The sequence below is a fragment of the Mesorhizobium kowhaii genome, from assembly GCF_003253745.1.
Lineage (GTDB): Bacteria > Pseudomonadota > Alphaproteobacteria > Rhizobiales > Rhizobiaceae > Mesorhizobium > Mesorhizobium kowhaii.
Map to the genome: position 1 here is coordinate 167843 of NZ_MZXV01000027.1, position 25379 is coordinate 193221.

23 protein-coding genes are annotated in these 25379 nt (G+C 63.1%); 11 read left to right on the top strand and 12 right to left on the bottom strand.

Annotated features, from left to right (window positions below; translation table 11 throughout):
* The first annotated feature begins 124 nt into the window (after positions 1-124).
* A complete protein-coding gene (locus B5V02_RS11825; RefSeq protein ID WP_111544374.1) occupies positions 125-1477 on the top strand; it encodes an efflux RND transporter periplasmic adaptor subunit in 1353 nt (450 codons plus the stop codon).
* Entirely contained in the window at positions 1474-4557 is a 3084-nt protein-coding gene (locus B5V02_RS11830) for an efflux RND transporter permease subunit (RefSeq protein ID WP_111544375.1), read from the top strand. Before B5V02_RS11825 ends, B5V02_RS11830 begins: the two co-directional genes overlap by 4 nt.
* Positions 4558-4728: 171 nt before the next feature.
* Here B5V02_RS11830 and B5V02_RS11835 read toward each other — a convergent pair whose 3' ends face one another.
* Entirely contained in the window at positions 4729-5190 is a 462-nt protein-coding gene (locus tag B5V02_RS11835; protein WP_095089260.1) for a L,D-transpeptidase, read from the bottom strand.
* Between the two features lie 63 nt (positions 5191-5253).
* Positions 5254-5733 (bottom strand): hypothetical protein, encoded by a 480-nt coding sequence (locus B5V02_RS40560; protein WP_167458464.1) that lies wholly within the window; start codon positions 5731-5733, stop codon positions 5254-5256.
* A 176-nt stretch (positions 5734-5909) separates the two neighbouring features.
* Between B5V02_RS40560 and B5V02_RS11845 the strand changes: the two genes are divergently transcribed.
* The gene (locus B5V02_RS11845; RefSeq protein ID WP_111544377.1) at positions 5910-6077 is read left to right on the top strand and encodes a hypothetical protein; all 168 of its coding nucleotides are present in this window, start codon (positions 5910-5912) and stop codon (positions 6075-6077) included.
* A gap of 71 nt (positions 6078-6148) precedes the next feature.
* Here the strand turns inward: B5V02_RS11845 and B5V02_RS11850 are convergent, their stop codons facing one another.
* Positions 6149-6835, bottom strand: a complete 687-nt coding sequence (locus B5V02_RS11850; protein WP_111544378.1) for a response regulator transcription factor — start codon at positions 6833-6835, stop codon at positions 6149-6151.
* Between the two features lie 47 nt (positions 6836-6882).
* Here B5V02_RS11850 and B5V02_RS11855 point away from each other — a divergent pair, with 47 nt between their 5' ends.
* Together B5V02_RS11855 and B5V02_RS11860 are read left to right on the top strand one after the other, a co-directional pair.
* A complete protein-coding gene (locus B5V02_RS11855) occupies positions 6883-7656 on the top strand; it encodes a response regulator (RefSeq protein WP_208647071.1) in 774 nt (257 codons plus the stop codon).
* Between the two features lie 79 nt (positions 7657-7735).
* Positions 7736-9823, top strand: a complete 2088-nt coding sequence (locus B5V02_RS11860; protein ID WP_167458466.1) for a PAS domain S-box protein — start codon at positions 7736-7738, stop codon at positions 9821-9823.
* Positions 9824-9948: 125 nt separating this feature from the next.
* On the opposite strand, the gene B5V02_RS11865 is transcribed toward B5V02_RS11860, so the two are convergent.
* The gene (locus B5V02_RS11865) at positions 9949-10359 is read right to left on the bottom strand and encodes a hypothetical protein (protein ID WP_111544379.1); all 411 of its coding nucleotides are present in this window, start codon (positions 10357-10359) and stop codon (positions 9949-9951) included.
* 495 nt (positions 10360-10854) lie between these two features.
* Between B5V02_RS11865 and B5V02_RS11870 the strand changes: the two genes are divergently transcribed.
* A complete protein-coding gene (locus B5V02_RS11870; protein WP_111544380.1) occupies positions 10855-12057 on the top strand; it encodes an aromatic ring-hydroxylating oxygenase subunit alpha in 1203 nt (400 codons plus the stop codon).
* Between the two features lie 62 nt (positions 12058-12119).
* On the opposite strand, the gene B5V02_RS11875 is transcribed toward B5V02_RS11870, so the two are convergent.
* A complete protein-coding gene (locus B5V02_RS11875; protein ID WP_111544535.1) occupies positions 12120-13538 on the bottom strand; it encodes an aminotransferase in 1419 nt (472 codons plus the stop codon).
* A 320-nt stretch (positions 13539-13858) separates the two neighbouring features.
* Between B5V02_RS11875 and B5V02_RS11880 the strand changes: the two genes are divergently transcribed.
* From B5V02_RS11880 to B5V02_RS11890, 3 genes are read left to right on the top strand one after another with little or no spacing between them, the layout of a single operon-like run.
* The gene (locus tag B5V02_RS11880; protein WP_111544381.1) at positions 13859-14776 is read left to right on the top strand and encodes an ABC transporter permease; all 918 of its coding nucleotides are present in this window, start codon (positions 13859-13861) and stop codon (positions 14774-14776) included.
* A complete protein-coding gene (locus B5V02_RS11885; RefSeq protein WP_111544382.1) occupies positions 14773-15597 on the top strand; it encodes an ABC transporter permease in 825 nt (274 codons plus the stop codon). The genes B5V02_RS11880 and B5V02_RS11885 overlap by 4 nt, the downstream gene beginning before the upstream one ends.
* A gap of 49 nt (positions 15598-15646) precedes the next feature.
* Positions 15647-16720, top strand: a complete 1074-nt coding sequence (locus tag B5V02_RS11890; RefSeq protein WP_111544383.1) for an ABC transporter ATP-binding protein — start codon at positions 15647-15649, stop codon at positions 16718-16720.
* Here B5V02_RS11890 and B5V02_RS11895 read toward each other — a convergent pair.
* The 7 genes from B5V02_RS11895 to B5V02_RS42645 form a co-directional block, all read right to left on the bottom strand.
* Positions 16684-17994 carry a flavin monoamine oxidase family protein gene (locus B5V02_RS11895; RefSeq protein WP_111544384.1) on the bottom strand — a complete coding sequence of 437 codons (1311 nt, stop codon included), beginning with the start codon at positions 17992-17994 and terminating at the stop codon, positions 16684-16686. The genes B5V02_RS11890 and B5V02_RS11895 overlap by 37 nt on opposite strands.
* Positions 17991-18326 carry a hypothetical protein gene (locus B5V02_RS11900; RefSeq protein ID WP_245445868.1) on the bottom strand — a complete coding sequence of 112 codons (336 nt, stop codon included), beginning with the start codon at positions 18324-18326 and terminating at the stop codon, positions 17991-17993. Before B5V02_RS11900 ends, B5V02_RS11895 begins: the two co-directional genes overlap by 4 nt.
* The gene (locus B5V02_RS11905) at positions 18311-19300 is read right to left on the bottom strand and encodes an extracellular solute-binding protein (RefSeq protein ID WP_245445870.1); all 990 of its coding nucleotides are present in this window, start codon (positions 19298-19300) and stop codon (positions 18311-18313) included. Before B5V02_RS11905 ends, B5V02_RS11900 begins: the two co-directional genes overlap by 16 nt.
* Before the next feature lie 115 nt (positions 19301-19415).
* Positions 19416-20516, bottom strand: a complete 1101-nt coding sequence (locus B5V02_RS11910; RefSeq protein ID WP_245445872.1) for an ABC transporter substrate-binding protein — start codon at positions 20514-20516, stop codon at positions 19416-19418.
* 33 nt (positions 20517-20549) lie between these two features.
* Complete coding sequence (betI, locus tag B5V02_RS11915) at positions 20550-21263, bottom strand: transcriptional regulator BetI (protein ID WP_111544385.1); 714 nt, start codon at positions 21261-21263, stop codon at positions 20550-20552.
* A 6-nt stretch (positions 21264-21269) separates the two neighbouring features.
* Complete coding sequence (locus B5V02_RS42640; RefSeq protein WP_245445895.1) at positions 21270-21656, bottom strand: hypothetical protein; 387 nt, start codon at positions 21654-21656, stop codon at positions 21270-21272.
* A complete protein-coding gene (locus tag B5V02_RS42645) occupies positions 21598-22005 on the bottom strand; it encodes a class I SAM-dependent methyltransferase (RefSeq protein ID WP_245445874.1) in 408 nt (135 codons plus the stop codon). The genes B5V02_RS42640 and B5V02_RS42645 overlap by 59 nt, the downstream gene beginning before the upstream one ends.
* 200 nt (positions 22006-22205) lie before the next feature.
* Here B5V02_RS42645 and B5V02_RS11925 point away from each other — a divergent pair, with 200 nt between their 5' ends.
* Both B5V02_RS11925 and B5V02_RS11930 read left to right on the top strand, forming a co-directional pair.
* Positions 22206-23825 carry a phytoene desaturase family protein gene (locus tag B5V02_RS11925; protein ID WP_111544386.1) on the top strand — a complete coding sequence of 540 codons (1620 nt, stop codon included), beginning with the start codon at positions 22206-22208 and terminating at the stop codon, positions 23823-23825.
* Positions 23812-25377 (top strand): phytoene desaturase family protein, encoded by a 1566-nt coding sequence (locus B5V02_RS11930; RefSeq protein WP_111544387.1) that lies wholly within the window; start codon positions 23812-23814, stop codon positions 25375-25377. Before B5V02_RS11925 ends, B5V02_RS11930 begins: the two co-directional genes overlap by 14 nt.
* The last annotated feature ends 2 nt before the right edge of the window (positions 25378-25379 follow it).

Genomic DNA, 25379 nt, shown 5'->3' on the forward strand with positions numbered 1-25379 from the left:
AGGCCCAATTGACAAGACCGTCCAGACGGTACAGTAAGACCGCCATTATTTGAAATCGGGACCTGCAGTCGATATGTGTCCCGATGTCCGAGCTTCGCGCCGGATTTCGACTGAGGGGACTTCCTTGTTCAAGCGCATCCTTCGTATCGTCATCATCGCCCTTGTTCTGCTCGTCCTCGTCGTCGTGGTCGGCGGCATTGTCGGCTTTAACTTCCTGCGCGACAACGGCATTAAGCAGTATTTCGCCTCGATGAAACCACCGGCGGCGACCGTGTCGACGACGATCGCCAAGCCGTTGACCTGGACACCGGGCGTCGAGGCGATCGGCACGGTCAGGGCGGTGCGTGGTGTCGATCTGACGGTTGAAACCACCGGCATCGTCAAGGAGATCCTGTTTCACGCCAATCAGAAGGTTGCGTACGGCGCGGTCCTGCTGCAACTCGACGGTGCGGTCGAGCGCGCGGATCTAGAAGCGACGAAGGCGCAAGTGGCGCTCGTCCAGATGGCGCTGACGCGCGCCATTGAACTGCAGAGGCGCGGCGTTAACGCAGAGGCTACGCTCGACACGGCGCGGGCAACCGCATCGGCAACTGCCGCGCAAGTGAACAAACTGCAGGCGGTGCTCGACCAAAAGCAGTTGACGGCGCCTTTCAGCGGCACGGTGGGTATCCCGAAAATCGACCTCGGCCAATACCTGGCGCCCGGCACCGTAGTGGTGACGCTACAGGATCTCGACACGATGCGGGTCGATTTCACGGTACCGGAACAACAGCTGCCTTCGCTGAAGATCGGTCAAACGGTGCGGCTGGGAATCGGCGGCGGCGAGATGCCCTACGCCGGCACCATTCGCGGCATCGACCCGAAAATCGACCCTTCGAGCCGGCTGGTAAACGTGCGGGCCGAGGTCGCCAACACCGAAGGCAAATTGACCCCCGGCCAGTTCGTGCAGGTTCGTGTCGAACTGCCTGAAGAGCAGAATGTGCTGGCGCTGCCACAGACGGCGCTGACCACCAGCCTCTATGGCGACTATATATTCGTGGTGCAGCCGGCGAAGCCAGCCGAAGCGCCCCCCACGCAAGCAGCCAAGCCGGAAGAAAAGCCCGCCGCGTCGGCAACCGAGAAACCGGCGGACGCCCAGCCCGCAGACACCAAGCCGGCTGATGCCAAGCCGGCTGATGCCATGAAGCCGGCGGCTGATGCAACCAAGCCTGCCGCCGATGCGGCAAAGCCAGCGGACAAGCCTGCCGATCCGGCCAAGCCGGCGGCGGAAGGCGACAAGCCTGCGCTGGTGCTGTCGCAGGTCTTCGTCAAGCCAGGCCGCCGCAATCAAGGTATGGTCGAGATCGTCGAGGGGCTGAAGGCCGGTGACGAGGTCGTTACCGCCGGTCAGAACCGGCTATTCAATGGCATGTCCGTAGCCGTCGACAACACCATCGACCCGACCAAATCGGCGAACAAGCAGGCCGACCCGCAATGAGCTTTTCCGATCTCTTCATTCGCCGGCCTGTCCTTTCGACCGTCCTGGCCTGCATGATCCTGCTCCTGGGTTTCCAGGGCATCTTCAACCTGTCGATCCGGCAGTATCCGAAGGTTGACGAAACCGCGATCACCATCACGACGGCGTATCCGGGCGCCAGCGCCGACCTGATCCAGGGCTTCATTTCCGCCCCGATCGCTCGCGCCGTCGCCTCGACCGAAAACATCGACTACGTCACCTCGTCGAGCCGTCCGTCCTCCAGCACCGTGACGGTGCAGATGAAGCTCGGCTCCAACCCCGACGTCGCGCTGACCGAAGTGCTGTCCAAGGTCCAGGGCGTGCGCGGCACCTTGCCGGACGCCTCCAAGGATCCCGTCATCGTCAAGGGCACCGGCCAGCAGTTCGCGATGATGTACATCTCGATGCAGAATCCGAACATGACGAAGGAGCAGCTGACGGAGTATATCGAGCGCGTCATCCGGCCACGCATGTCGACGGTCGAAGGCGTCGCCGACGTTCAGATCTTCGGCGCCCAGGAATACTCGATGCGCGTCTGGATCGACCCGGTCAAGCTTGCCGCGCGCGGCGTGACGGCCTCCGAAGTTCTGGAGGCGATCAACAACTCCAACTTCCTCTCGGCGCCCGGCAATACACAGAACGAGTATGTCGTCTCGTCGATCACCGTGCGCTCGACGCTGCAGACGCCGGAAGCGTTCGCCGCGCTGCCGCTGCGCTCGACCGATGGCAATGTGGTACGGCTGCGCGACGTGGCTCGCGTCGAGCTCGGCGCCGAGAATACCGACACCAGGGTCAGCTTCAACGGCAAGCCCGGCACCTTCCTCGCCATCTTCCCGACGCCGGCGGCCAACCCGCTGACCACGGCGGCGGCGCTCACCAAGCTCGTGCCGCAGATTCAAGAGACGCTGCCGAAAGGCATGACGATCGAGGTCGTCTACGATGCGACCGGGCAGATCAGTGCCTCGATCGACGAGGTGTTCAAGACCATCGCCGAGGCGGTTGCCATCGTCATCGTCGTCATCCTTTTGTTCCTTGGCTCTTTCCGTTCGGTGATGATGCCGATCGTCACCATCCCGCTGTCGCTCATCGGCGTCTGTTTCCTTTTGTTTGCGGTCGGCTATTCGATCAACCTTCTCTCCCTGCTGGCCATGGTGCTGGCGATCGGCCTTGTCGTCGATGACGCCATCGTGGTGGTGGAGAACATCCATCGCCACATGGAAGAAGACCACATGTCGCCGATGCAGGCGGCATTCAGCGGCATGCGCGAAATCGCCTCGGCCATCGTCGCCATGACGATGACGCTGGCCGCCGTGTTCGCGCCGCTGGCCTTCACCGGCGGCCTGACCGGCGCGCTGTTCCGCGAATTCGCCGTCACGCTCGCCGGCTCGGTGGTGCTGTCAGGCGTCATCGCCGTCACCATCACGCCGATGATGTCGGCGCGCCTCTTGAAGTCCGGCACGCCCGGCCGCTTCCAGCGCATTGTCGACGGCACCTTCGCGCGGGTCGAACACGTCTACGAGAGGGCCGTCACCGGTTCGCTGAACTATCGCCCGCTGACGCTGATCATCGTGCTTGCGCTTGTCGGCGTGACCGGCTTCATGTTCACCAAGACCTCGACTGAACTGGCGCCGGAAGAGGATCAGGGCTTTCTGCTCTCGATCGTGACAGCGCCACGCTATGCGACGTCCGATTACACCGAGACATACGTCAACCAGATGCTCGGCCTTGTAAGGGATATTCCCGAGACGCGGGCGCAGTTCTCCGCCGTCGCCTTCAGCGGTGAGACAAACAGCGCCTTCGTCGGCTTTGCCTTCAAGGACTGGGCGGATCGCAAGCGCAATTCAAAGGAATTGCAGGCCGACATTACGGCCCGTCTCGCCAAGGTGGCGGGTGTCCAGGCCTTCGTCTTTGCGCCCCCGACGCTGCCGGGCTCCGGCGGCGGCCTGCCCATCGCCATGGTGGTGCGATCGACCGGCGATTCCTCGGAAGTGTACGAGGTGGCCGAGCAGATCAAGAACAAGGCGCAGGCCTCCGGCCGCTTCATCGTCGTGCAGAATTCGATGGCCTATGACGCACCGCAGGTGACGGTGACCATCGATCGCGACCGCGCCGCGGCTCTCAACCTGCCGATCGCCGATATCGGCCGGACGCTGACGCTGCTGGTCGGCGGTGCCGAAGTGGCGCAGTTCGATCGCGACTCCAACAGCTACGACATCATCCCGCAGGTGCCGCAGGAATTCCGCGACAATCCCGAAAAGCTCGGCGAATACTTCGTGCGCAGCGTGACGGGCGAGATGGTGCCGCTGTCGGCCGTGGTGAAGATTTCGAACAATGCGGCACCGGCGGCCATCGAGCAGTTCAACCAGCTGAATTCAGCGACGATTTCCGCGCTCCCACTGCCCGGCGTCACCACCGGCGACGGGTTGAAGGCACTGGAGGACATAGCCAGGGAGAGCCTGCCCGATAGCTTCTTCATCGACTACTCCGGCCAGTCCAGGCAGGAGAAGGAACAAGGCAACACCATCCTGATCGCCTTTGCGGCGGCCGTCATCGTCATCTATCTGGTGCTGGCGGCGCAGTTTGAAAGCTTCCGCGACCCGCTGATCATCATGATGGCGGTGCCGCTGTCGATCTTCGGCGCCATCGTGCCGCTCAATCTGGGTCTCGGCACGCTCAACATCTATACGCAGGTCGGCCTGATCACGCTGATCGGCCTGATCACCAAGCACGGCATCCTTCTGGTCGAGTTCGCCAACCAGCAGCGAGAAATCCACGGCATGCGCCGCCGTGACGCCATCATCGCCTCGGCCAAGGTGCGTCTGCGGCCGATCCTGATGACGACGGCGGCGATGGCGCTTGGCGTCGTGCCGCTGATCACGTCCAGCGGTGCGGGTGCCGCGGCCCGTTATTCGATGGGCCTGGTGATCTTCACTGGCATCCTGGTCGGCACCATGTTCACGCTCTTCGTCGTGCCCATGTTCTACACCTTCATTGCCAGCAAAGACCTGCCGCATCTGGCCGAGAAGCCGGATCCCAAGCTGATGCCGGCACTGCCGAACTAGAGCAATTCCAGGAAAAGTGTGTAGCGGTTTTCCGTCCGGAATTGCGAAAAACAGGTGACAAAAAAGAGGCCGGAAATTCCGGCCTCTTTTTTTGGGCTAGGCTCAATACCGCGAGAACCCGCGGGAGTCTCGAACGAGGCACGGCAGTTGGCCGGCCCGTTCCACAGCCTGCTACTTGACGATGACGATGCTGGTGTTGGTCGGCCCGAACATTTCGACAAGCTGATAGAAATCGGCGGCATTGTCGGGATGCAGCCGCACGCAGCCATGCGAAGCCGGCTGGCCGAGGCGCTTGATCGCATTGGTGGCATGCACCGCATAGCCGCCGCTGAAGAAGACCGAATGCGGCATCGGCGCGTTGTCGTACTTCTTCGAATACCACATCTCATGCATGCGCGTAGGCTTGAACGAGCCGGTCGGCGTCACATGGGCCCCATCGCCGGTGGAAACCTTCCAGGCGAAGGCCGGCCGACCATCGACCGAGACCTCCATGACCTGCTGTGAAAGCGAAACGCGCGCCACGATCTTGTTGGCGGCATGGGCGGCGCCAGAGCCGGCGCCGAACAGCAGTGCCGCACCGGTCAGGGCGGCGGCGGCGACGTTGATGAGCTTTGCGGAAATGGCGGTATGCATGATGATATCCCCTCTCTCTGCCGGGCTTGGCCGGCTCCAATTCGATGGCTGCTTATCCCAACGTCATGTTTCGACGAGATTTCGTGAAATGCTCGTTTGTGTTTCGATTCTGTTTCCTCTGGTTAACAAGAAGGAGCCGCTGACGGAGCCGAGAATGGGGATCAGATGCAGCTTGCTGACGAGGCCAGAATCACGAACATGGGTATTTTCCCCTAAACGAAAGTGCGAATTCCTGCATACGAAACAAAGGTCATCGATCTCGAAACCAATCGGCAACAATGCGCGACTCCAAGCGGCATGATCCGGATACGGGCCGCAAGCAAAGTTGACGCAACGAAAACAGCCGGTAACGAAAATGGAAACGAAATCGAACGCACTGTCCTGGGTTCTCAGGATCAGCATCGCGGCAGCGGTCATCGGCGGCGTCGGCACGGTTGCCGGCAACCCTCTGGCAAGGCTCGGCGCGATGACGTCAGGCGAGATTTCGACACTGCATGCCGCACTGTTTTTTGCCACGGTCTGGATTGTTTCCAGCCTGCGCATCGCTCGGCTCAAGGCCCTCTGGCGGGTCGGTCTTAAGCTGACGGGAGTGCGCGGCCCCTCCGGCAACTTGCTGCCGAGAGGACCGAAGGCCCGCGCCGCTGCGGGGGGCTCCGTGAGCGGCGCGGGCACTTCGGGAGTATCCTGAAGCGACCTGCAACATTTGGGGAACTGATACGATGAACACGAAATTTGCCGCTTCGGTGCTTTCTGCACTGCTCTACGCGCAGGGCCTGCTCGGCTTTGCCGGCGTTGCCACCGTCCTGCTCAGGGACCGCGCCCATGCGAGCGAACTCAACATGGGCAATGACATGCCATCGGGTCCGTCGATGCTGGTGGTGCGCTGAGCGTCAGGAGCATCGGACCCCAGGTGGAAACTCCGATGCTCGAACGAAGAGATGGCGTCAGTGCCCAGCCGTCAGTCGGCGAATTGCTGCGGCGGATCGAACCGATAGCCGGCGCCGCGTATGGTGGTGATGGTGTCGGTATCGAGCTTGCGGCGCAGCCGCACGATGCGCGAATCGATCGAGCGATCGAAGGCGTCGGCGTTCTCGGCCGGTGCCGCGGCAATGATATCGTCACGCGTCAGCACCTTGCGCGGACTGGCCAGGAACAGCCTGAGCAGCGCCACCTGACCGGGCGAAAGCTGCTCTTCTGTGCCGGAGCGATGCATGACCATGGCCGATCTCAAATCGACGGTCGCGTTCTCCAGCACGATCAGTTCCTGGGTGCCCCTGCCGCGCCGCGAAAGCAGGCCGCCGACACGAGCGGCGAGTTCCCTGACATTGAGCGGGCTCTCGACGACGTCGGCCGCACCAAGCTCGAGCGCCAGCACCTTGTCGACGAGATCGGCCGGCCGGCAGATCAGGATGAAATCCGGCCCGCCCTCGCCACCATGACGCTTGAGCAGGTCCCGCCCGTCCGCCTGGCTGAGGCTGTCGCCGACGACGACGACGTCGATGCCCTTTCCCGACAGCAGCGATTCAGCCTCCCATGGCTGCCGCGCCTGATGCACATCGTGGCCACGCCGCTCGAGATGGTCGGCGAGTTCGGTCGCGACCACTTCGGCGACCGAAACGAGCGCAATGACGGATCGTGCGGCCATATATTCTCCAACCGTTTCTTGGCAACCGGATATGAGTGCTGGACATCATGTTTATACCCAATCTACTTTCCACTGAAAGTGGGAGCGAAGGCATCGTGCGGGGAAGAATTGTCATCGTCGAGGACGAGCCCGACCTAAGGGACGCGGTCGCCGAATATCTGGGCGCCGCCGGCTATGACGTGGTCACCGCTGAAAGTGCGGCCGCCGCGCGCAGCCTCGTTGAAACGCAGTCGTTTCATCTCGCCATCCTCGACATCGCCATGCCGGGCGAGGATGGCCTGTCGCTCGGCCGCTGGCTGCGTTCGCGGCTGCCGATCGGCATAATCTACGCGACCGCCGCCGGCACCGCGCTCGACCGCATCGTCGGGCTGGAGCTCGGCGCCGACGACTACATCGTCAAGCCCTACGAATTGCGCGAAGTGCTGGCAAGGGTCCGCAGCGTGCTGCGCCGGGTTCCCCAGCCGCAGGAGCTTCAGGGCAAAAAGGCCGCGACGGATCGCCGTTCCGTTGTCTTTGGCCCTTTCCAGGCCGATCTCGACGGCAGGCTGGTCACCGGCGCCAATGGCTCGGTGATCGACATGGCCAAGAGCGAATTCGACGTGCTGGAGGTTTTCCTGACCCGCGCCAACCGGCTGCTGACCCGCGCCGCGATCTCCGAGGCGATCGGCTTCACCGAAGACCCGGAATCGTCGCGCGCGGTCGACATTCGCATCATGCGGCTGCGCAAGAAGATCGAGACGGACCCGGCCAATCCGAAATTCCTGCGCACGGTGCGCGGGGAAGGCTATATCTTCTCGCTGCCGACCGGCGACAGCAACTGAGCACCGAGGCCAGAGGGTTCGGTTTCGCGGCCGTTGCGAGCCGATCGAAATTGGCACGACTCTGGAAAGACGGCAGACGATGACCGCTGAAGCAGCAAGCACGAATATGCAAGGGCTCAGGCAGGGCGCGGCGATGGCGGCCGTGCGCGTCGTTCGCCGGCTGCGTGAGGCCGGCGACTGGCAGCGCGAGATGGAGGGCATCCTGGAAACGCTCTGCCGTGCCATGGAATGCCAGCGCGGCATCCTGTTTCGCTTGCGCGAGCTGCCCGGCCAGGGCTTCGCCCAGTCGGTCGCCGCCTACTGGATCGACCCCGACTTCGGCGGAGAACTGGCATCCCCAACCGTCATCATGCAGTCGGTCGTCAATTCGGACCCGTTGCTGGAGCGGGTGGCCGAGGATGAACGGCAAGGCAAGATCTTCGCCGGGCATACGCGCAATCTCGAAGGCTTCCTGAGAACCGACTTCGAAAAGCAGAACATCAAGTCGTTCCTGTCGGTGTCGGTCTTCGCGCATGGCCATCTGTGGGGCACGCTGGCGGTCAATGACTGCGTCGACGAGCGCGAGTGGACCGATGAGGAAGAAGCGACGCTGCACATCATCGCGCTCGCCATCGGCGACGCCATCGAACGATCGCCCTCCGACGCCCATGCCAGCGAGGTCATTCGCCGCACCATGCTGCAAGCCTCGCTCGATGCCATCATCGTCATCGACGAGACCGGCTCGATCATCGAGTTCAACCCGGCCGCCGAAAAGATGTTCGGCTACCTGCGCAGCGATATCCTCGGCAAGGACCTGCTCGACACCGTCGTGCCGGAATACTACCGCAAGGGCTATTCGTCGGGGGCCGAATACATGTCCGGCCGCGGCGCGCCGATGGTCGGCCAGCGGCTGGAGACAGTGACCCAGAACGCCGCCGGCGAAGTGTTCCCGATCGAGCTGACGGCAACCGAGATGCGGGTCGCCGACCGCCGCCTCATCTTCGGCTCGATCCGCGACCTGCGCGACAAATTGCGCGCCGAGGAGGAGATCGGTCGCCAGCGCGAGAAGCTGCACCAGAACGAGAAGATGGCGGCGATGGGTTCGTTGCTGGCCGGCGTCTCGCATGAGCTCAACAACCCGCTGGCCGTGGTGGTGGCGCAATCGACGCTGCTGCACGAATTCGCCTCCGATCCGCAGACCAAGGTGCGTGCCGAGAAAGTGCGCGCCGCCGCCGAGCGCTGCGGCCGCATCGTCAAGAGTTTCCTGTCGATGGTCCGCCTTCATCCCGCAGCCCAAGCCGAGACCGATCTCAACCAGGTGATCCGCGCAGCCCTCGAGGTGACCGCCTATGGCGCGCGATCAAGCGGCATCATCATCGACACCGATTTCGCCGCCGGCCCGCTGCTGGCCATGGCCGACGCCGACCATGTGACGCAGGTGGCGGCCAACTTCCTCATCAACAGCCAGCATGCTTTGGCCGGCGTCGCCGGCGACCGGCTGATCAAGGTGCGGACGTTCCGCGGCGACCGGGGCAACCCCTGCTTCTCGGTCGAGGACAATGGCCCCGGTGTGCCGGAAGCGATCCGCAGCCGCATCTTCGAATCCTATTTCACCACCAAGCCGGTCGGCGTCGGCACGGGCATCGGCCTGTCGATCTCGAAATCGATCATCGAGCGCCACAATGGCAATGTCTGGTTCGAGGAAGTGCTGCCGAGAGGGGCGCGTTTCGTGGTCCAGATGCCGGCCATTGCGGCCGGCGCCGCCAGCGCCGGCGAGAACCAGCCGCGCTCGAGCGGCTTGCGCCATGCCTTGATCATCGACGACGAGCCGGATGTCGCCGGCTCGCTCTCCGATATTCTCGAATTGATGGGCATCAAGTCGCGGATTGCACCTGTCTGGGAATCGGGCGCCGCCACCCTGGGCGGCCACATGCCGCCCGACATCGTCTTTTCGGACCTGCGCATGCCCGGCATCAGCGGCATGTCGATCTACCGCGAGCTGCTCGCCGAAAGGTCTGACCTGGCGCAGCGTTTCGTGCTGGTCACCGGCGATCTGATCGGCGCGAAAGCAGAGATCGAGGCCTTGCCGGCGCAGCAGCGGCCGCAGATCCTGGAAAAGCCGTTCAGCACGCTGGATGTACGCAGCGTGCTGTCCGCCATTGCCGAACAGGCGGCATTGAAAGGATAAAAAAGAGGCCCCCAGCCGGGCTCGTGGCAGGGGGCCGAAGAAGAGCGCGCTGGAGGGAGCGCTCGGGGAGGTCAGAGCATGATCCCGAGATGGGAACCGGTTTCGGGATCAGGCTTCGACAAAAATCAGAAAACGTTCGGCGTGCCGGTCAACGGCGCGGCATTGGCGATCATGCGGATCGCGCGGATCTTGTGCGCTCCTGACTGCTGAGCGATGGCGCGCAGGCAATCCATGCTCTCGGCGCCCCAGGCCTGGCCCTTGCAGGCGAAGTCGGTCGACGGCATCGGCAGACGCGCAGTCCTTGTCGTCGTCTGCGCACCGTCAACGAGGTTGGCTGGCGGATTCAGCGAAGCGAAGGCCGGCCCAACTGTCGGCGCGAACGCCATGCCGATGAAGGCGCAAGCAGCCAGCACCATGAACATCGCCATGGGATGGTCGCTGGCGCGCTGGCGCAGCGCCAGTTTCGGGCGGCGGTCATCGCGCTCAGGAGCCTGGAAGACGCGCTCACCACGGGCCGTCTGGACTTTCGCATACATCGTCGTTCCCTTCGTTGAGTTTCTTTTTGGTGATGAAACGAACTTAGCCGCACTGTGTAACCGGGTTAGGGTGGTGCAAGTCTGACAATGTAACCGCCCTGAAACAGTATTTCGGGCAGAATCGGGCAAAACCGGTCACAGCGTTTCGAACATCCCTCGAAGAATGAGTCTTCGCCCGATTCCGACCCTGATTGCTCTGGCCAAGCGCCGCCGCAGCGCGGCCCAAACCGACGACCGGCAAGCCCGTTCCGGCCCCTGCAAGGCGCTTTGTCCACCGCTCCGTCTGCCTCGCAAAGTCGTGCCGGGACAGTGTCCCTGAAAACGTAACTAACACCCGGATTCTCCGGGATTTTCCGGGCCGACAGCCGCGCAGATTTTGGCTCCAGGCGACATCAAGATTCAGTCCTAGAAACTGTTGGATTTTCACAAGCCATTGCATTTCAATGAAAAATATGCTTTTATTGAATGAGTATTCAACAAAAAGAAGAGACGTTTATGAACCCGCACCTCCGTGACGTGGCGATCCCCAACGATTGGGACCGGCGGGGACTACCGGGCTGGAGTTACCATTCCGATGCCCTTCTCGAGTTGGAGAAGGAGCACGTCTTTCGCAACCACTGGCAGATCGTCGGTCATGTCTCGGACATCCCGAATGCCGGCGATTACCTGACCATGGACGTGGTCGGCGAACGCGCTTTGATCGTGCGCGGCAAGGACGGCGTCGTGCGCGGCTTCAACAACATGTGCCGCCACCGCGGCAGCCGCGTCGTTGCCGACAGCCAGGGCAATTGCAAGAACGCGCTGGTATGCCCGTTCCATGGCTGGGTCTACAATCTCGACGGCACGCTACGCGGTGCCGCGCGCCCGCGCTCTTTCCCCGATCTCGACAAGACCGAATTCGGCTTGATGCCGCTCGATCTGGAAGTCTGGATGGGCTTCATCTTCATCCGCTTCCGCAATGGTGGGCCGCAGCCTTCGGTCGCCGAGCTGATGAAGCCGATCGAGCCCGAATTCGCGCATTACAACGCCGCCGACATGGTGCCCTCCTGGGGCATCTGGACACAGAAGACGCCGGTCAACTGGAAGTCGGTGCGCGATGTCGACAATGAGGGCTATCACGTCGCCATGGCGCATCCCGCGCTGCAGGATCTCTATGGCGCCACCTATTTCGACGAGCCCTTCATCAACGGTGTGTCGCGCTCCTTCGCCACCTACAACCCGCATGCCGGCCGCCGCTGGAGCGTCAAGAACTATGTCAAGATCGCGCCCGAGCCGACGCATCTGCCCGACTATTTGAAGAAGGCATGGGTCTATTACGGCATCTTCCCCAATGCGGTCATTTCGGTGATGCCGGAATCGGTGCAGTTCTATCAGGAGTTTCCGCTGTCGACCGGGCAAACCCTGCTGCGCGGCGCCATCTACCGCTACCGCGGCGAAAGCCGCGAGCAGGCCGCTGCCCGCTACCTCTCCTTCCGCATCGACCGCGACACGATGTCGGAGGACGTCCAGCTTTCCGTGTGGTCGAACGAATCCATGCTGTCCGAGGCGTTCGAGGGTTTTTATCTCTCGGACCTCGAATATGGCGTGCGCACGCATCACGACCATCTGCGCAAGATGCTGCCGGTTCTGGGTCTGGAGACCGCGCCCGAGGAGAAGGACATGTGGAATCTGAACGACGCGCTCAGGTCGCGGTCTTAGGGGCGACGTTGGTAATTTGCGAAACCGTCGACCCCTCTCCCCGTCAATAGGGGAGAAGGAAGCTACCCCCGCCACACGCCTTCTTTCCGCAAATCATCCATCGTGCGCGAAATGCCCTCGCGCAAGATGCCGACCATGTCGTCGATCTGCTCGCGCGTGATGATCAGTGGCGGCGACATCACGCACATGTTGATCAGCGGCCGGACCAGCAGGCCGAGTTCATGGCAATGGGCATCGATGCGCTTGCCGACATCCTTGTCTAGCTGCAGCGGATCCTTGCTTTCGCGATCGGCCACGCATTCGACGCAGCCCATCAGCCCCAGGCCACGCACCTCGCCGACCAGCGGCAGCTCTTCCAGCGTCTTCAGCTGCGCCTGGAAATAGGGCGCGACGTCCTGTGTATGGGCAAGCACGCCTTCTTCCAGCAGGTCGAGGTTCTTCAGCGCCACGGCGCAGCCGACGGGGTGGCTGGTGTAGGTCAGGCCGTGGCCGAACATCGCGTCGGGATGGTTCGACCGCCGCAGCTCTTCCAGCAGCCGTTCCGAGATGATGACACCGCCGAGCGGGAAATAGCCCGAGGTGACGCCCTTGGCGAAGGTGATCATGTCAGGATCGATGCCGAACACGTCGCCCGAGGCAAAGACATGGCCAAGCCGGCCGAAGGCCGTCACCACCTCGTCGGAAACATAGAGGATGTCGTTGTCGCGGCAGATCTCGCGGATGCGCTTGAGGTAGCCGTCGGGCGGCACGATGACGCCACCGGATGCCTGCACCGGCTCGCCGACAAAAGCGCCGATCTTGTCAGCGCCGACACGGGCGACCGTGTCGCGGAACTGATCGACGAGGAAATCGGTGAAGGCGGCAAAGCTCATGCCGTGAGGGCGGCGGAACGGATCGGGCGAAGACAGCTTGATCACCAGCTCGTCGGCGCCGTCCATCCAGTCGCGGTCGCGCGGACGGCCGTTGAGCGAGGCCGACAGATAGGTCGAGCCGTGATAGGCGCCGCCCCGGCTCAGGATCAGCTTCTTCTCCGGTCGGCCGCGCACATTGTTGTAGAACTGCATGAAGCGCAGCGCCGTCTCGACGGCCGAGGAGCCGCCGGTGGTATAGAAGACGTGGCTGAGATCGCCTGGCGCATGGCCGGCGATGCGCTTGGCAAGTTCCGCCGACGGCGCGTTCATCGTGTACCAGGGCGTGTTGTAGGACAGCGCCATCGCCTGGTCGTACATCACCTTGGCGAGTTCCTCGCGGCGGTGGCCGACATTGACGCACCACATGCCGGCAGGCCCATCGATCAGCCGCTTGCCGGTGCTGTCGGTGATGTAGATGCCGTCGCCTTCGCCGATCAGCGCGCGCGCTTCGGCACCGACCGAACCGGCGAACGGCCAGGGCTGGATGAGATGACGCTTGGCCAGTTCGACGGCATCGACATCGCCGATATCGGCCGTCTCGGTCGCTCTCAGATCTCTCGCAGCAGCCACAATCGCCTCCAATCATCTCGTCGATTTTTCTCGGGCATGAAATTCAGCGGAAAATGCCGGAAATGGCGGCTTTCTTCCCTCAATTTTGAATGTCCGTTCAATCAATATCGCAGAAATAGCGCTTGATTTCAATCCGCGGATGCGCGCATGATGAAAGAAAGCCGGCAAGCTAGGAGCGCGATCAGCAAAAGTGGTCACCGGTTTTGCGTTCGATCGCGCTCCAAAACAAAATTGGGAACAAGAAGCCGGCGCCAACACAATGGGAGCCGCATGGCGGGACAGTCCAGGCCAGCAACCAAGATTACACCCGGAGTCCTGCAATGACGGCAGCGGCGGAAGGGTCGCCCCTGTTGCGTATGACGCGGGCCAGACGAAATGCCCTTCTGCAATCCGAACCCGTACAGGGCTTTGCCCTGATCAGCCCGACCTTTCTCTACGCGCTGATCCTTCTCGTCCTGCCGATCCTGGTGGTCATTGCGCACTCCTTCTGGACGCAGAACTACCTGACCATCGACCGCACCTTCACGCTGGAAAACTACCGCATCGCGCTGACCGAGCCGATCTACCGCGATCTTTTGTGGCGCTCGCTCTACATCTCGCTGACGGTCAGTCTGTTCACCGTCCTGCTGGCCTATCCGATCGCCTACTTCATTTCTTTTCATGGCGGTCGCCACAAGAGCCTGTGGCTGTTCCTCATCACCATCCCGTTCTGGACCAGCTATCTCTTGCGCGTCATGTCGTGGAAGGTCATTCTCGGCTACAACGGCGTCCTGAATTCCGGCCTGATGGGCCTCGGCATCATCGACGAGCCGTCGACCGCGCTGCTCTACAATTCGAGCGCCGTCATCATCACGCTGACCCATGCCTGGGCAGCCTTCGCCATCCTGCCGATCTTCGTCTCGCTGGAAAAGGTCGACCGCACGCTGGTCGAAGCAGCCACCGATCTCGGCGACGGCCCGCTGCGGTCCTTCCTGCGCGTGACATTGCCGCTGACGGCGCCGGGCGTGATTTCTGCGGCGCTGATAGTCATGATCCCGACCGTCGGCGACTATGTCACGCCGAAGCTTGTCGGCGGCAAGGACGGCGTCATGATCGCCAATGCCATCCAGGCGCAGTTCGGCAAGGCTTCAAACTGGCCGTTGGGCGCGGCCCTGTCCGTCACCACCATGCTGATCGTGACGCTTATGGCGGGCGCCACGGTGCTCATCATCCGCGCCCTGCAGAGGCTGGCACGATGACGGCGGTGCGGCGTTTCCTGTCCAGCGGCTGGCTGGCCGCCTACGCGTTCCTCTACGTCGTGTTTCTCTACCTGCCGGTCATCTTCCTGCCGATCTTCTCGATCAACACGGCGGCGACGCCGAAGTTCCCGCTCTCCGGCTTCACCTTGCATTGGTACGAGGACCTGCCCCGCACCCCGGCTCTGCTCGACGCCGCCTGGAACAGCCTGATCGTCGGTGTCTCGGCCGCGATTCTCTCCACCGTGCTCGGCATCCTCGCCGCCCGCTCGATCACCCGCTACCGCTACCCCGGCCGCCGCACCATCAATGGCCTGATCATGGCGCCGTTGGTTCTGCCGGAAGTGATCGTCGCCATCTCGATGCTTCTGGTGATGCTGCAGCTTGGCTTGAGCCTGTCGCTGTTCACCGTCGTGCTCGGCCATGTCCTGGTCTGCATCCCCTATTCGATGACGGTGCTGACCTCCGGCTTCGAGGGCTTCGACCGCAGCCTGGAGGAAGCCTCCTCCGATCTCGGCGAGAGCGCCTTCGGCACCTTCCGGCGGGTGACGCTGCCGATGGTGGCGCCGGCGATCATCTCCAGCCTGCTGGTCTGCTTCACCATTTCGCTGGACGAGTTTATCATCGCCTTCTTCCTCACCGGCACCGAGGCGACGCTGCCGATCTACATCTGGGGCCAGTTGCGCTTCGCGGCGAAATTGCCCGGCGTGCTGGCGTTGGGCACGCTGCTTCTGGTTGCCTCTTTCCTGTTGATGACCGTCGCCGAAATCCTGCGTCGCCGCGCGACCAGACGCACCCAGAACGAGGGAGGCCTCTATGCCTGAGCAGCCGCAAGTCGAGCGTCAGGAAGACCGGTCCAGGCCTGAACGAGCGATGATCGAGATCCGCAGCGTCACCCGCAGCTATGGCGCGTTCAAGGCGCTCGACGACGCCTCCTTGACCATCAGGGAGGGCGAGTTCTTCTCGCTGCTTGGCCCATCCGGCTGCGGCAAGACCACGCTGTTGCGCATGATCGCCGGCTTCGACAATCCGACCAGCGGCTCGATCTCGGTCGGCGGCCAGCCGATGGAAGGCATCCCGGCCAATCGCCGGCCGACCAACATGGTGTTCCAGAGCTATGCGATCTTCCCGCATCTCAATGTCGAGCAAAACGTTGCCTACGGGCTGAAGCGGCTCAAGCTGCAGGGCGGCGAGGAGAAACGCCGCGTCGAGGAAGCGTTGGCGCAGGTGTCTTTGACAGGCCTCGGCAAGCGCCTGGCAACAGAACTTTCCGGCGGCCAGCGGCAGCGCGTGGCGCTCGCCCGTGCGCTGGTCATGCGGCCCAAGGTGCTGCTGCTCGACGAGCCGCTGTCGGCGCTCGACAAGAAGCTGCGCGAGCAGATGCAGGTCGAGCTGCGCCGCCTGCAGCAGGCCGTCGGCATCACCTTCGTACTGGTCACCCACGACCAGTACGAGGCGCTCGCCATGTCCGACCGCATCGCCGTGATGTTCGGCGGCAGGATCGCGCAGGTCGCCTCGCCCAAGGAAATCTACCAACGGCCGGTCAACCGCCAGGTTGCCGACTTCCTCGGCGGCATGAATTTCGTCAAGGCTGAGATCGTCGAAGAGAACGGCGCTTCGCTGGTTGTCGACACGCTGGGTTTCGGCCGCGTCAAGACCGATAAGCCCAAGGCCTTCGTGCGCAATGGTGGCGGCGCCACGCTCGGCATTCGGCCGGAGCGCCTACGCGTGCTGTGGGACAATGCGACAGCCAAGTTCGAGGTCGCCGGCAAGGTGGTCGAACGCCACTATTTCGGCGAGATCACCCATCTGATCGTCGAGATACCGGGCCTGGAAAAGCCGCTCTCGGTGACCGAGACCAACGATTTCGGCGCCGATGACATCCCCGTCGGCACCTCGATCCGCCTTGCCTACGATCCCGAGGCTCTGGTGGCGATGGCTGATTGAAGATCGGCCATGATCTTGCGCGCCGCGATGCGCCCGGCGACGATGGCGCCCTCGACATAGCCTGGAAATGACGGCGACAGTTCTGAACTGGCGAAATACACCGGCGGCGCGCCGGTGAGAAGCGTGCGCTCGGCGTCGGTCGCCGTTGCATCGATGATGAGATCGCTGTAGGCGCCGCCGCTCCAGCGATCATCGGTCCAGTCGCGATAGCTGAGATCGACCAGTTTTGCCGCCTCGGAACCCAAGGCCTCGACCAGCCTTTCCGTTACTTCGGCGCGCAGGGCCGCATCGCCGAGTTCGCGCCAGCGCAAGGCGAGCGGCCCACCGACGAAGACGACCAGCGCCGCGTGATCGTCGTCCTTGCTGACATCACAAGCGAAAAGGCCAGGCAAATCCCGCCACATCACCATGCCGCTCAGGCCGCGGTCACGCCAGAAGGCGGTGGGGTAGCGCACCAGCACCTTGATCACCGCGCCGCTTTGCCAGACCGCCAGGGATCCTTGCAGGCCAGCCGGCAGCGGTGGCGCAAAATCCAGTTTCGCGGCCATCGTCGGCGGCACGGCGATCAACACCGTTCGTGCCTCGATGGTGCCCGCCGCCGAGGCGAGACGAACCCTTCCCGGCCCATGGTCGATCACCGTAACCGCTGCACTCAACCGCAGCCGGTCGCCGAGATCGCCGGCCAGATCGTCGGCCAGTGAATGCATTGTTTCGCGTACGAAATATTGCAGCTCCGTCACCTCATTGGTGATGCGCCGGTCATTGTCGATCAAATGCCACAACGGCAGCTTTTCCAGAGCCTGGCACCACAGGCCTTCGATCATCGAGCGGAACACCGCCTTGGCGTCGTCGGGATCATTCTGGCCGTCGAGCCATGTGGCGACGGTCAGGCCGGCAATAGATGGATCATCAGGCGCGATCGCATTCATGCGGTCGCGGATCGCCATCGAGCCGGCATAGGTGCGCTCCGCCTCCCGGGCAGACATCGCCGGCTGGGCGACGAAGTCGCCATCGAGATAAGCGTCGACCAGCGTCTTGCCGCGCGCCTCGATCAGGGCCATCAGCTCCGGCATGTCCTCGCACAGGAACTGGCCGCCGCTGTCGATGCGCTCGCCAAGCCCGTTCTGTCTGGACTCGACGCGTCCGCCGACGCGGTCGCGCGCCTCGAGCAGCAGAAAGTCGATGCCGGCTGCCTTCAGCTCAAGCGCCGCCGACAGGCCGGTGAAGCCGGCGCCAACGATGACGACGTCGGTTCTTTCCGGTTCGCTCGTCAATAGCCGGCCTTGATCTTCTCGAATTCGGCGACCATGCGCTGCTTGAGCGCTGGCGCCACCGGCTGCTGGAACAGCGTCTTGTCGAGGAACGTGTCGAGATTGTCGAAGCCGCGGTCGACCAGCACCTTGTGGTCGATAGCGGCCATGCCGGCGCCATTGCCATGGCCATAGCCAAAGGTCTTGACCATGTAGTCCGACACGGCGGGTGCATTGACGGCGCTCAGGAAATCATAGGCTTCGTCGAGCTTGCCCGGCGCATCCTTCATCAGCACATAGCCGCACACCCAGGTCGAAATGCCTTCCTTGGTGTCGCGGTTCATGGCGATCGGCATGCCTTGCCCTTCAGCGTCACGAAGGTCTCGTTCCAGCCCCAGACCAGATCGACCTCATTGCCGATAAAGGCCTGGTTGAGGTCGGTGTCGTCGGTCCAGTAGAAGCGGATGTTCTTGTGCACGTCGCGCAGGAAGGCGGAGGCCTCCTGGAACTGCGCATCCTTCATCAGCACATAGCCGCACACCCAGGTCGAAATGCCTTCCTTGGTGTCGCGGTTCATGGCGATCGGCATGCCTTGCCCCTTCAGCGTCACGAAGGTCTCGTTCCAGCCCCAGACCAGATCGACCTCATTGCCGATAAAGGCCTGGTTGAGGTCGGTGTCGTCGGTCCAGTAGAAGCGGATGTTCTTGTGCACGTCGCGCAGGAAGGCGGAGGCCTCCTGGAACTGCGCATCGGTCATCTTGGTCCAGTCCTTGAGGCCGATGACGAGGCTCGCCAGCGCATAGGCGTCGTCGACATTGTCGCCGATGGTGACGCGGCCTTTGAACTTGGGATCGGCAAAAATCCTGAGTGACTGCGCCTGTTCTGGTGTCACCTTGTCGGTGCGGTAAAGCAGCGAGGTGTTGCCCCAGTCGAACGGCATGAACCAGGCCTTGCCGTCTGCCGTGGTGGCGAGATCCTTCATCGCCATGATGCCCGGATTGAGATCCTTCCAGCCGGGGATCCTCGATGTGTCGAGCGGTTGCAGCATGCCGGCCTCGCGCCACTTGACCACGCTTTGCGAACAGGGGTGGGCGACATCGGCCTTGAAGCCAGCCCGCATCTTCTCGAACGCTTCGTCCTCGTCGCCGAAGAAGGCGAAGGTCGGCTCGGCGCCGTATTTGGCGGTGTAGGTGGGGTGTAGCAGCGGATCCTCGTAGCCGGACCAGTCGAACACCACGAGGTCGCCACCGCCTTCCGCCAAGGCATGGACCGCGCCTGCACCGATCAGACATGCGGCGGCAAGAGCAAGGCGGCGTAGCACTGACTTCATGGCGCGAAACTCCCCCATCGCGAAAAAGCTTGCTGCGAGGTTAGGAGAATTCGGCTGCTTTGGCGAGCCTGTCCGCCCGTCATGTCGACGGGCGGACGGACAGTCGAGACAGGGCTCAATAACCGGCTTTGATCTTCTCGAATTCGGCGATCATCTTGAGCTTGAGGGCTGACGGCACCGGCGACTGGAACAGCGTCTTGTCGAGGAATTGCTGCACGTCGTCATAGCCCTTTCCCTTCAGCACCGCCGGATCGACGCCAGCCATGCCCTTGGCGTTGGCCTGGCCATAGCCCCAGTCCTTGACCAGCACCTTGGCGGTCTCCGGATCGTTGACCGCGTTCAGATAGTCATAGGCCTTGTCGATATTGCCGGGCGCGTCCTTGAACAGCACATAGCCGCAGACCCAGGTCGAGATCCCTTCGTCGGTGTCTTTCTTGGGCTTGATCGGCACGCCGGCCGCCACCGACTGCACGGTCGCGTCATTCCATGCCCAGGCGAGGTCGACCTCGCCGCCGCTGAGCAGTTGCACGACGTCGGTGGTGTCGGTCCAGTAGGAGCGCACATTCTTGTGCACCTGGCGCAGGAAATCCGACGCCTGCTTGAACTGGTCGTCGGTCATCTTGGTCCAGTCCTTCAGGCCGATGGCCAGACTGGCAAGCGCGTAGGCGTCATCGACATTGTCGCCGATCGACACCCGTCCCTTGAACTTGGGATCGACAAAGGCTTTCAGCGACTGCACGTCCTTGGCGTCGATCTTGTCGGAATTGTAGGTGAGCTGCGTGTTGCCCCAGTCCCACGGCATGAACCAGGCCTTGCCGTCCGACGTGGTGGCAAGATCCTTCATCGCCATGATGCCGGGATTGAGGTCCTTCCAGCCCGTGATCTTTGACGTGTCGAGCGGCTGCAGCAGGCCGGCTTCGCGCCATTTCACCACACTCTGCGAGCAGGGGTGACCGAGATCGGCCTTGAAGCCGGAGCGAACCTTCTCGAACGCCTCATCCTCGTCGCCGAAGAAGGCGAAGGTCGGCGAGTCGCCGTTCTTCTCGACATATTTCGGGTGGAAGCTCGAGTCTTCATAGCCGGACCAGTCGAACACGATCAGGTCCTTGTCGGCGGCGATCGCCAGTGCGGCGGCCGACGCCGCCAATGTTCCAGCCAGTGCCAGGGTCAATGTCAGGCGTCGGGCCAATGTCATTCTTTGGATCAGTGTCTTCATTGCTGTTCCATCCTCTGTCTTGTTCTGATTTTCTTATGGTTTCGTCGCGCCGGCCGCCTTCCACGGGTAGTGTTTGGGGAATGCCGCCGACAGGAATTCGTTTGCCGACTGCAAGGCGGTCTCGCGGGTGGTGTCCTCGGTGCCCATCATCAACCGCAGCCACAACCCCTCCAGCATGGCGCTGAGCGCCAGCGCCATGACTTGCGGCTCATAGGCATAGTCGCCGCTCTGTTTGAGCGTCGCGCACAGGTCGATGAAGATGGTCTGATAGACGGCGTCGCGGGCGCTGCTCAGTGCCTGATAGGTCGGCCGCGACTTGGCCTCGCCCCAGAAGGCGCACCAGGCGGCGAGCTTGCGCTTGTTGCAGATCGACCGGTCGAAATCCGCCGCGACCAGGGCCTGGAGCTGTTGGGCGGGATCATCGCCTGCCTTCTGCAGGGCATTTCGCCAATGCGTCGAGTATTCGTCATACATATGCTGCAAGGTCGCGATGAGCAGCTTTTCCTTGCTCTCGAAATGGAAATTGACGATGCCGCGCGACAGGCCCGCGCCGTCGGCGACATCGGCCATCGTCGTCTCCGAATAGCCGCGCTTGGCCAGTGAATCGATTGTCGCCTCGATGAGCTGAAGCTGCCTGACCTCCTTCGAGGCCTTGCGGCCGCGCTTTTCGGATTCGCTTTTCCGCGCCGATTCAAGGAGGCGGTCCCTGGCGTCTGCCGTCTTCATGCGTGTGATGGTCTCCAGCATCGCCGGCTATCCCTTTGCATCCGGCTTCCACCCGCGAAGATGAGTGGGACGGTGCTCGCCACTGTCAAGCACCTTCTGCATGGCTTCCCAGGTTCGGATGTTCTTGTCGACATAGGCGGCGCCGACCACGGCCGCGACCGTCGGATAGAGCGGTCCTTTGAGCCTCTCCAACTCGCCGCGCGCGACGTGGCGGTACCAGGGATTGCGGTCCCTGACGGTGACATCGGCAAAGCCGGCCCGGCGCATCGCCTGCGCATAGCGGGAGGGCGATGCCATGGCGAAGGACAAGCCTTCGGCGGCGACGTAGGCCTTCATCTCAGGCGATGGTTCGCCGTCATGCGAGATCATCCAGTTGGAGGCGGCAAAGACGCCGCCCGGCCGAGAAGACGGCATCGAAGGAATGGTCGGCGAAAGGCAGCGGTCCCGGCGGCGCCTGAACGAAGCTGACGCGATCCGTGAGCCCACGCGCGGCGGCGCGCCGGCTCGCCGTCTCGATCACCGGCTGTTCGACATCGAAGCCGGTGGCGTGGGCGGCGCCATGACGCTCGACCAGATGCAGCGTGATGCCGCCGGAGCCGCAGCCGATGTCGAGAATTGTCTTGCCCTTGAGCGAGAGCCCTTCGACCACCAGGTCGACCTCGTCCGGCCCGCCCGGCGACAGGTAGCCGTCGCCCCACAGCGCTTCGAGGAAGCGGATGGCGGTGTCGTCATACTCCGGCTCGGCAGCTGCCGTTTCGATCATCGGACCTCGGCCCCTTCAGCCGATTTGCGCATTTTCGATTGCCGGCAAAGCGTAGCGCATACAGGGCAAAACGCAACACCATTTGTTGAACATTCATTCAATATGGCTGGACAAAATGGCGGCTTCCGTGCCAAATTCCGCGCATTCGGGAACAGATCACCCAAAAATGAAGAGCGGGTCGGAATGAAGACTGGGCCAAAATGAAAGCTTGGGATGCGATCATCATCGGCGGCGGACACAACGGATTGGTCAACGCCTGCTATCTGCAGCGCGCCGGCCTCGACGTGCTGGTGGTCGAGAAGAACGACTGGGTCGGCGGTGCTGCCACCAGCCGGGAATTGACGCCGGGCTTCCTCTATTCCAACTGTTCCTATGTCTGCTCGCTGTTCCGCCCCGAGATCATGCGCGACCTCGAACTGCCGCGCTTCGGCCTGCAGGTCATCTCCTATGAGGGCGGCGCGGTATTCACGCGTGACGGCGACTACCTCGCCAACTACCGCGACCACGATGCCCACCGGCGCGAGTTCGCCCGCTTCTCGAAGCGCGATGCCGAAGCCTATGACCGCTACGCCCGCGACGTGACGCGGCAGTGCCGCTTCATCCAGCCTCTGTTGATGCGCACCGCGCCCGACCCGACCAGCCTGCGGCCGCGCGACCTCGGCGAACTCCTCTATCTCGGCAAGAAATTCGCCGGCCTGTCGGCTCAGGAAATGGCGCTGACGCTGCGCTTCTGGACGATGTCGATCTCGGAGTTCCTCGACGAATATTTCGAGACCGACGTGATCAAGGCGAACTTCGCTTTGTCCGGCATCATCGGCACCGCGCTCGGGCCGATGTCGCCAGGCACTGCTTACGTGCTGCTGCACCACTATATGGGCGAGGTCGACGGCTCGGTGGGCGCCTGGGGTTATGCGCGCGGCGGCATGGGCGCTGTGACCAAGGCGCTGGCCGCATCGTTTAAAGCCTCGGGCGGCACCATCCGAACCGGCGCCGAGGTCGACCATGTGCTGGTCGGCAGGGGCAAGGCCAAGGGCGTGGTGCTGGCCGGCGGCGAGGAGATTTACGGCAAGCTCGTCGTCTCCAATGCCGACGTGAAGCGCACCTTCCTGAAGCTGGTCGAGGAAAAGGAACTGCCCGACATCTTCCTGCGCCGGGTCAGGAACTTCAAGATCCGCGGCTCGTCCGGCAAGGTCAACATTGCACTCGATTCGCTGCCGGAATTCCCGGCACTGCCGAAGGATTCGCCGGTCTATCGCGGCGACATGCATTTCACCGATTCGATGGAGCGCATGGAGCGCGCCTATGACGACTGGAAGGCCGGGCGCTGGTCGGCCGATCCGTTCCTCGACATGGTCATTCCAACGACGCTCGACCCGACCATGGCGCCGCCCGGCAAGCATTTCATGAGCTGCTTTGTACAATACGCCCCACCCAGGATCGCAGGGGCGGAATGGACCGATGCCGACCGCGACGGCTTCGCCGAAAGCGTGATTTCGCAGATCGCGGAATATTCACCCGGCTTCCGCGATCGCATCGTCCACATGGAGGTCCGCACGCCGCGCGACATCGAGGCCGAGGTCGGCCTCACCGAAGGCAACATTTTCCAGGGCGAACTGACCTTCGACCAGCTTTTGTTCAACCGGCCGGTGCCGGGTTACGCGCAGTACCGCTCGCCGGTCGGCGGCCTCTATATGTGCGGCTCCTCGACCCATCCCGGCGGCGGCGTCATGGGTGCGCCCGGCCGCAATGCCGCGGCCGAGATCCTGCGCGACCTCGCCAAGTCGACCTCGCATATGAGCCCTGCCCATGACGTCATCTGATGCTATCGTCATTGGCGGCGGTCACAACGGCCTCGTCGCCGCAGCCGCGCTGGCGAGAGCCGGCCGCAAGGTGCTGGTGCTGGAAGCCGGAAGCGAAGTCGGTGGCGCCGCGCGCACCGAGGAATTCGCGCCGGGCTTTCGTGTCTCGTCAATCGCCCATCTGCTGAACAGGCTGCATCCCGATGTGATGAAGACGCTGGAGCTGGACAAGCACGGGCTGCAATTCGCGCGCGCCAACTTCATGCCGTCGGTTGCACTGTCCAGGGATGGCCCGCCGCTGGTCCTGCATGGCGCCTATGGCGAGGTGCTGACCGGCGCCAGCTCGTCCGAGCAGTCGGCCTGGAAGGAATTGCGCGCGCAGCTGCTGCGCTATGCCGGCATATTGAAGCCGTTCCTTTCCGGCCGCCCGCCCGATCTCGCCGGCATGTCGTTGCTCGATACTGCCTCCCTCGGCCAGACCGCGCTGGCGCTGAAAAAACTCGGCAAGGAAGACATGCGCGACTTCCTGCGCGTGCTCCTGATGAACGTTGCCGACCTGCTCGACGAGCAGCTTGCCGATATCAGGCTGAAAGGCCTGCTCGCCTTCGATGCTACGCTTGGCAGCCATCTCGGTCCACGCTCGCCAACCTCGTTGCTCGGTCTCTATTACCGGCTGGCCGGCGAGACCGGCGGTGCGGCCGGCGCGCAGATACTGCCGCAAGGCGGCATGGGCGCGGTTGTCGCGGCTATCCGCGCCTCGGCGGAGAAGGCCGGCGTTGCCATCCGCATATCGGCGCCGGTGGCGAAGATCATCGTCGAGAACGGTCGCGCCGTCGGTGTCGCGCTCGACAATGGCAAGGTGCTGCACGCCAGGACGATCGTCTCGGCCATCAATCCGGCGACCACTTTCCTCGACCTTGTCGGGCCGCGCGAGATCAACACCGGCTTTGTCCGCAAGGTGAAAAACATTCGTATGAAGGGCGATGCGGCCAAGCTCAATCTGGCGCTCGACCGGCCGCCGCAATTCACCGATGTCGATGCCGCCGGCCACAAGGGCCGGCTGGTCATCGCCCCCTCGCCCGACCACGTCGAGCGCGCTTTCAACCCCTCCAAATATGGCGAGTTCTCGCCCGAGCCGGTGATGGAGGTCACGCTGCCCAGCCTTGCGGACCCGTCGCTCGCGCCCAGCGGCGCCTGCGTGCTGTCGGCGGTCGTGCAATACGCGCCCTACGCGCTGAAAGAGGGCTGGCATGCCGGCAAGCCGAAATTCCTCAAGGCGATCATGGCGCAGCTCGAGGCCTATGCGCCTGGCATCGGCAAGAGCATTGTCCACGCCGAGCTTCTGACGCCGACCGACATCGAAACGCGCTACCGGATGCCGGGCGGCCACTGGCACCACGGCGAATTGCAGGCCGACCAGATGCTGATCTCGCGACCGGTGTCCGGCTGGTCGGGCTATGACACACCGCTCGAAGGGCTGTTCCTGGCCGGCGCGGGTTCGCATCCCGGTGGCGGCGTCTCCGGCGCACCCGGCCTGAACGCCGCGCGGCGCATCATTGCGATGAAGGGGTAAGC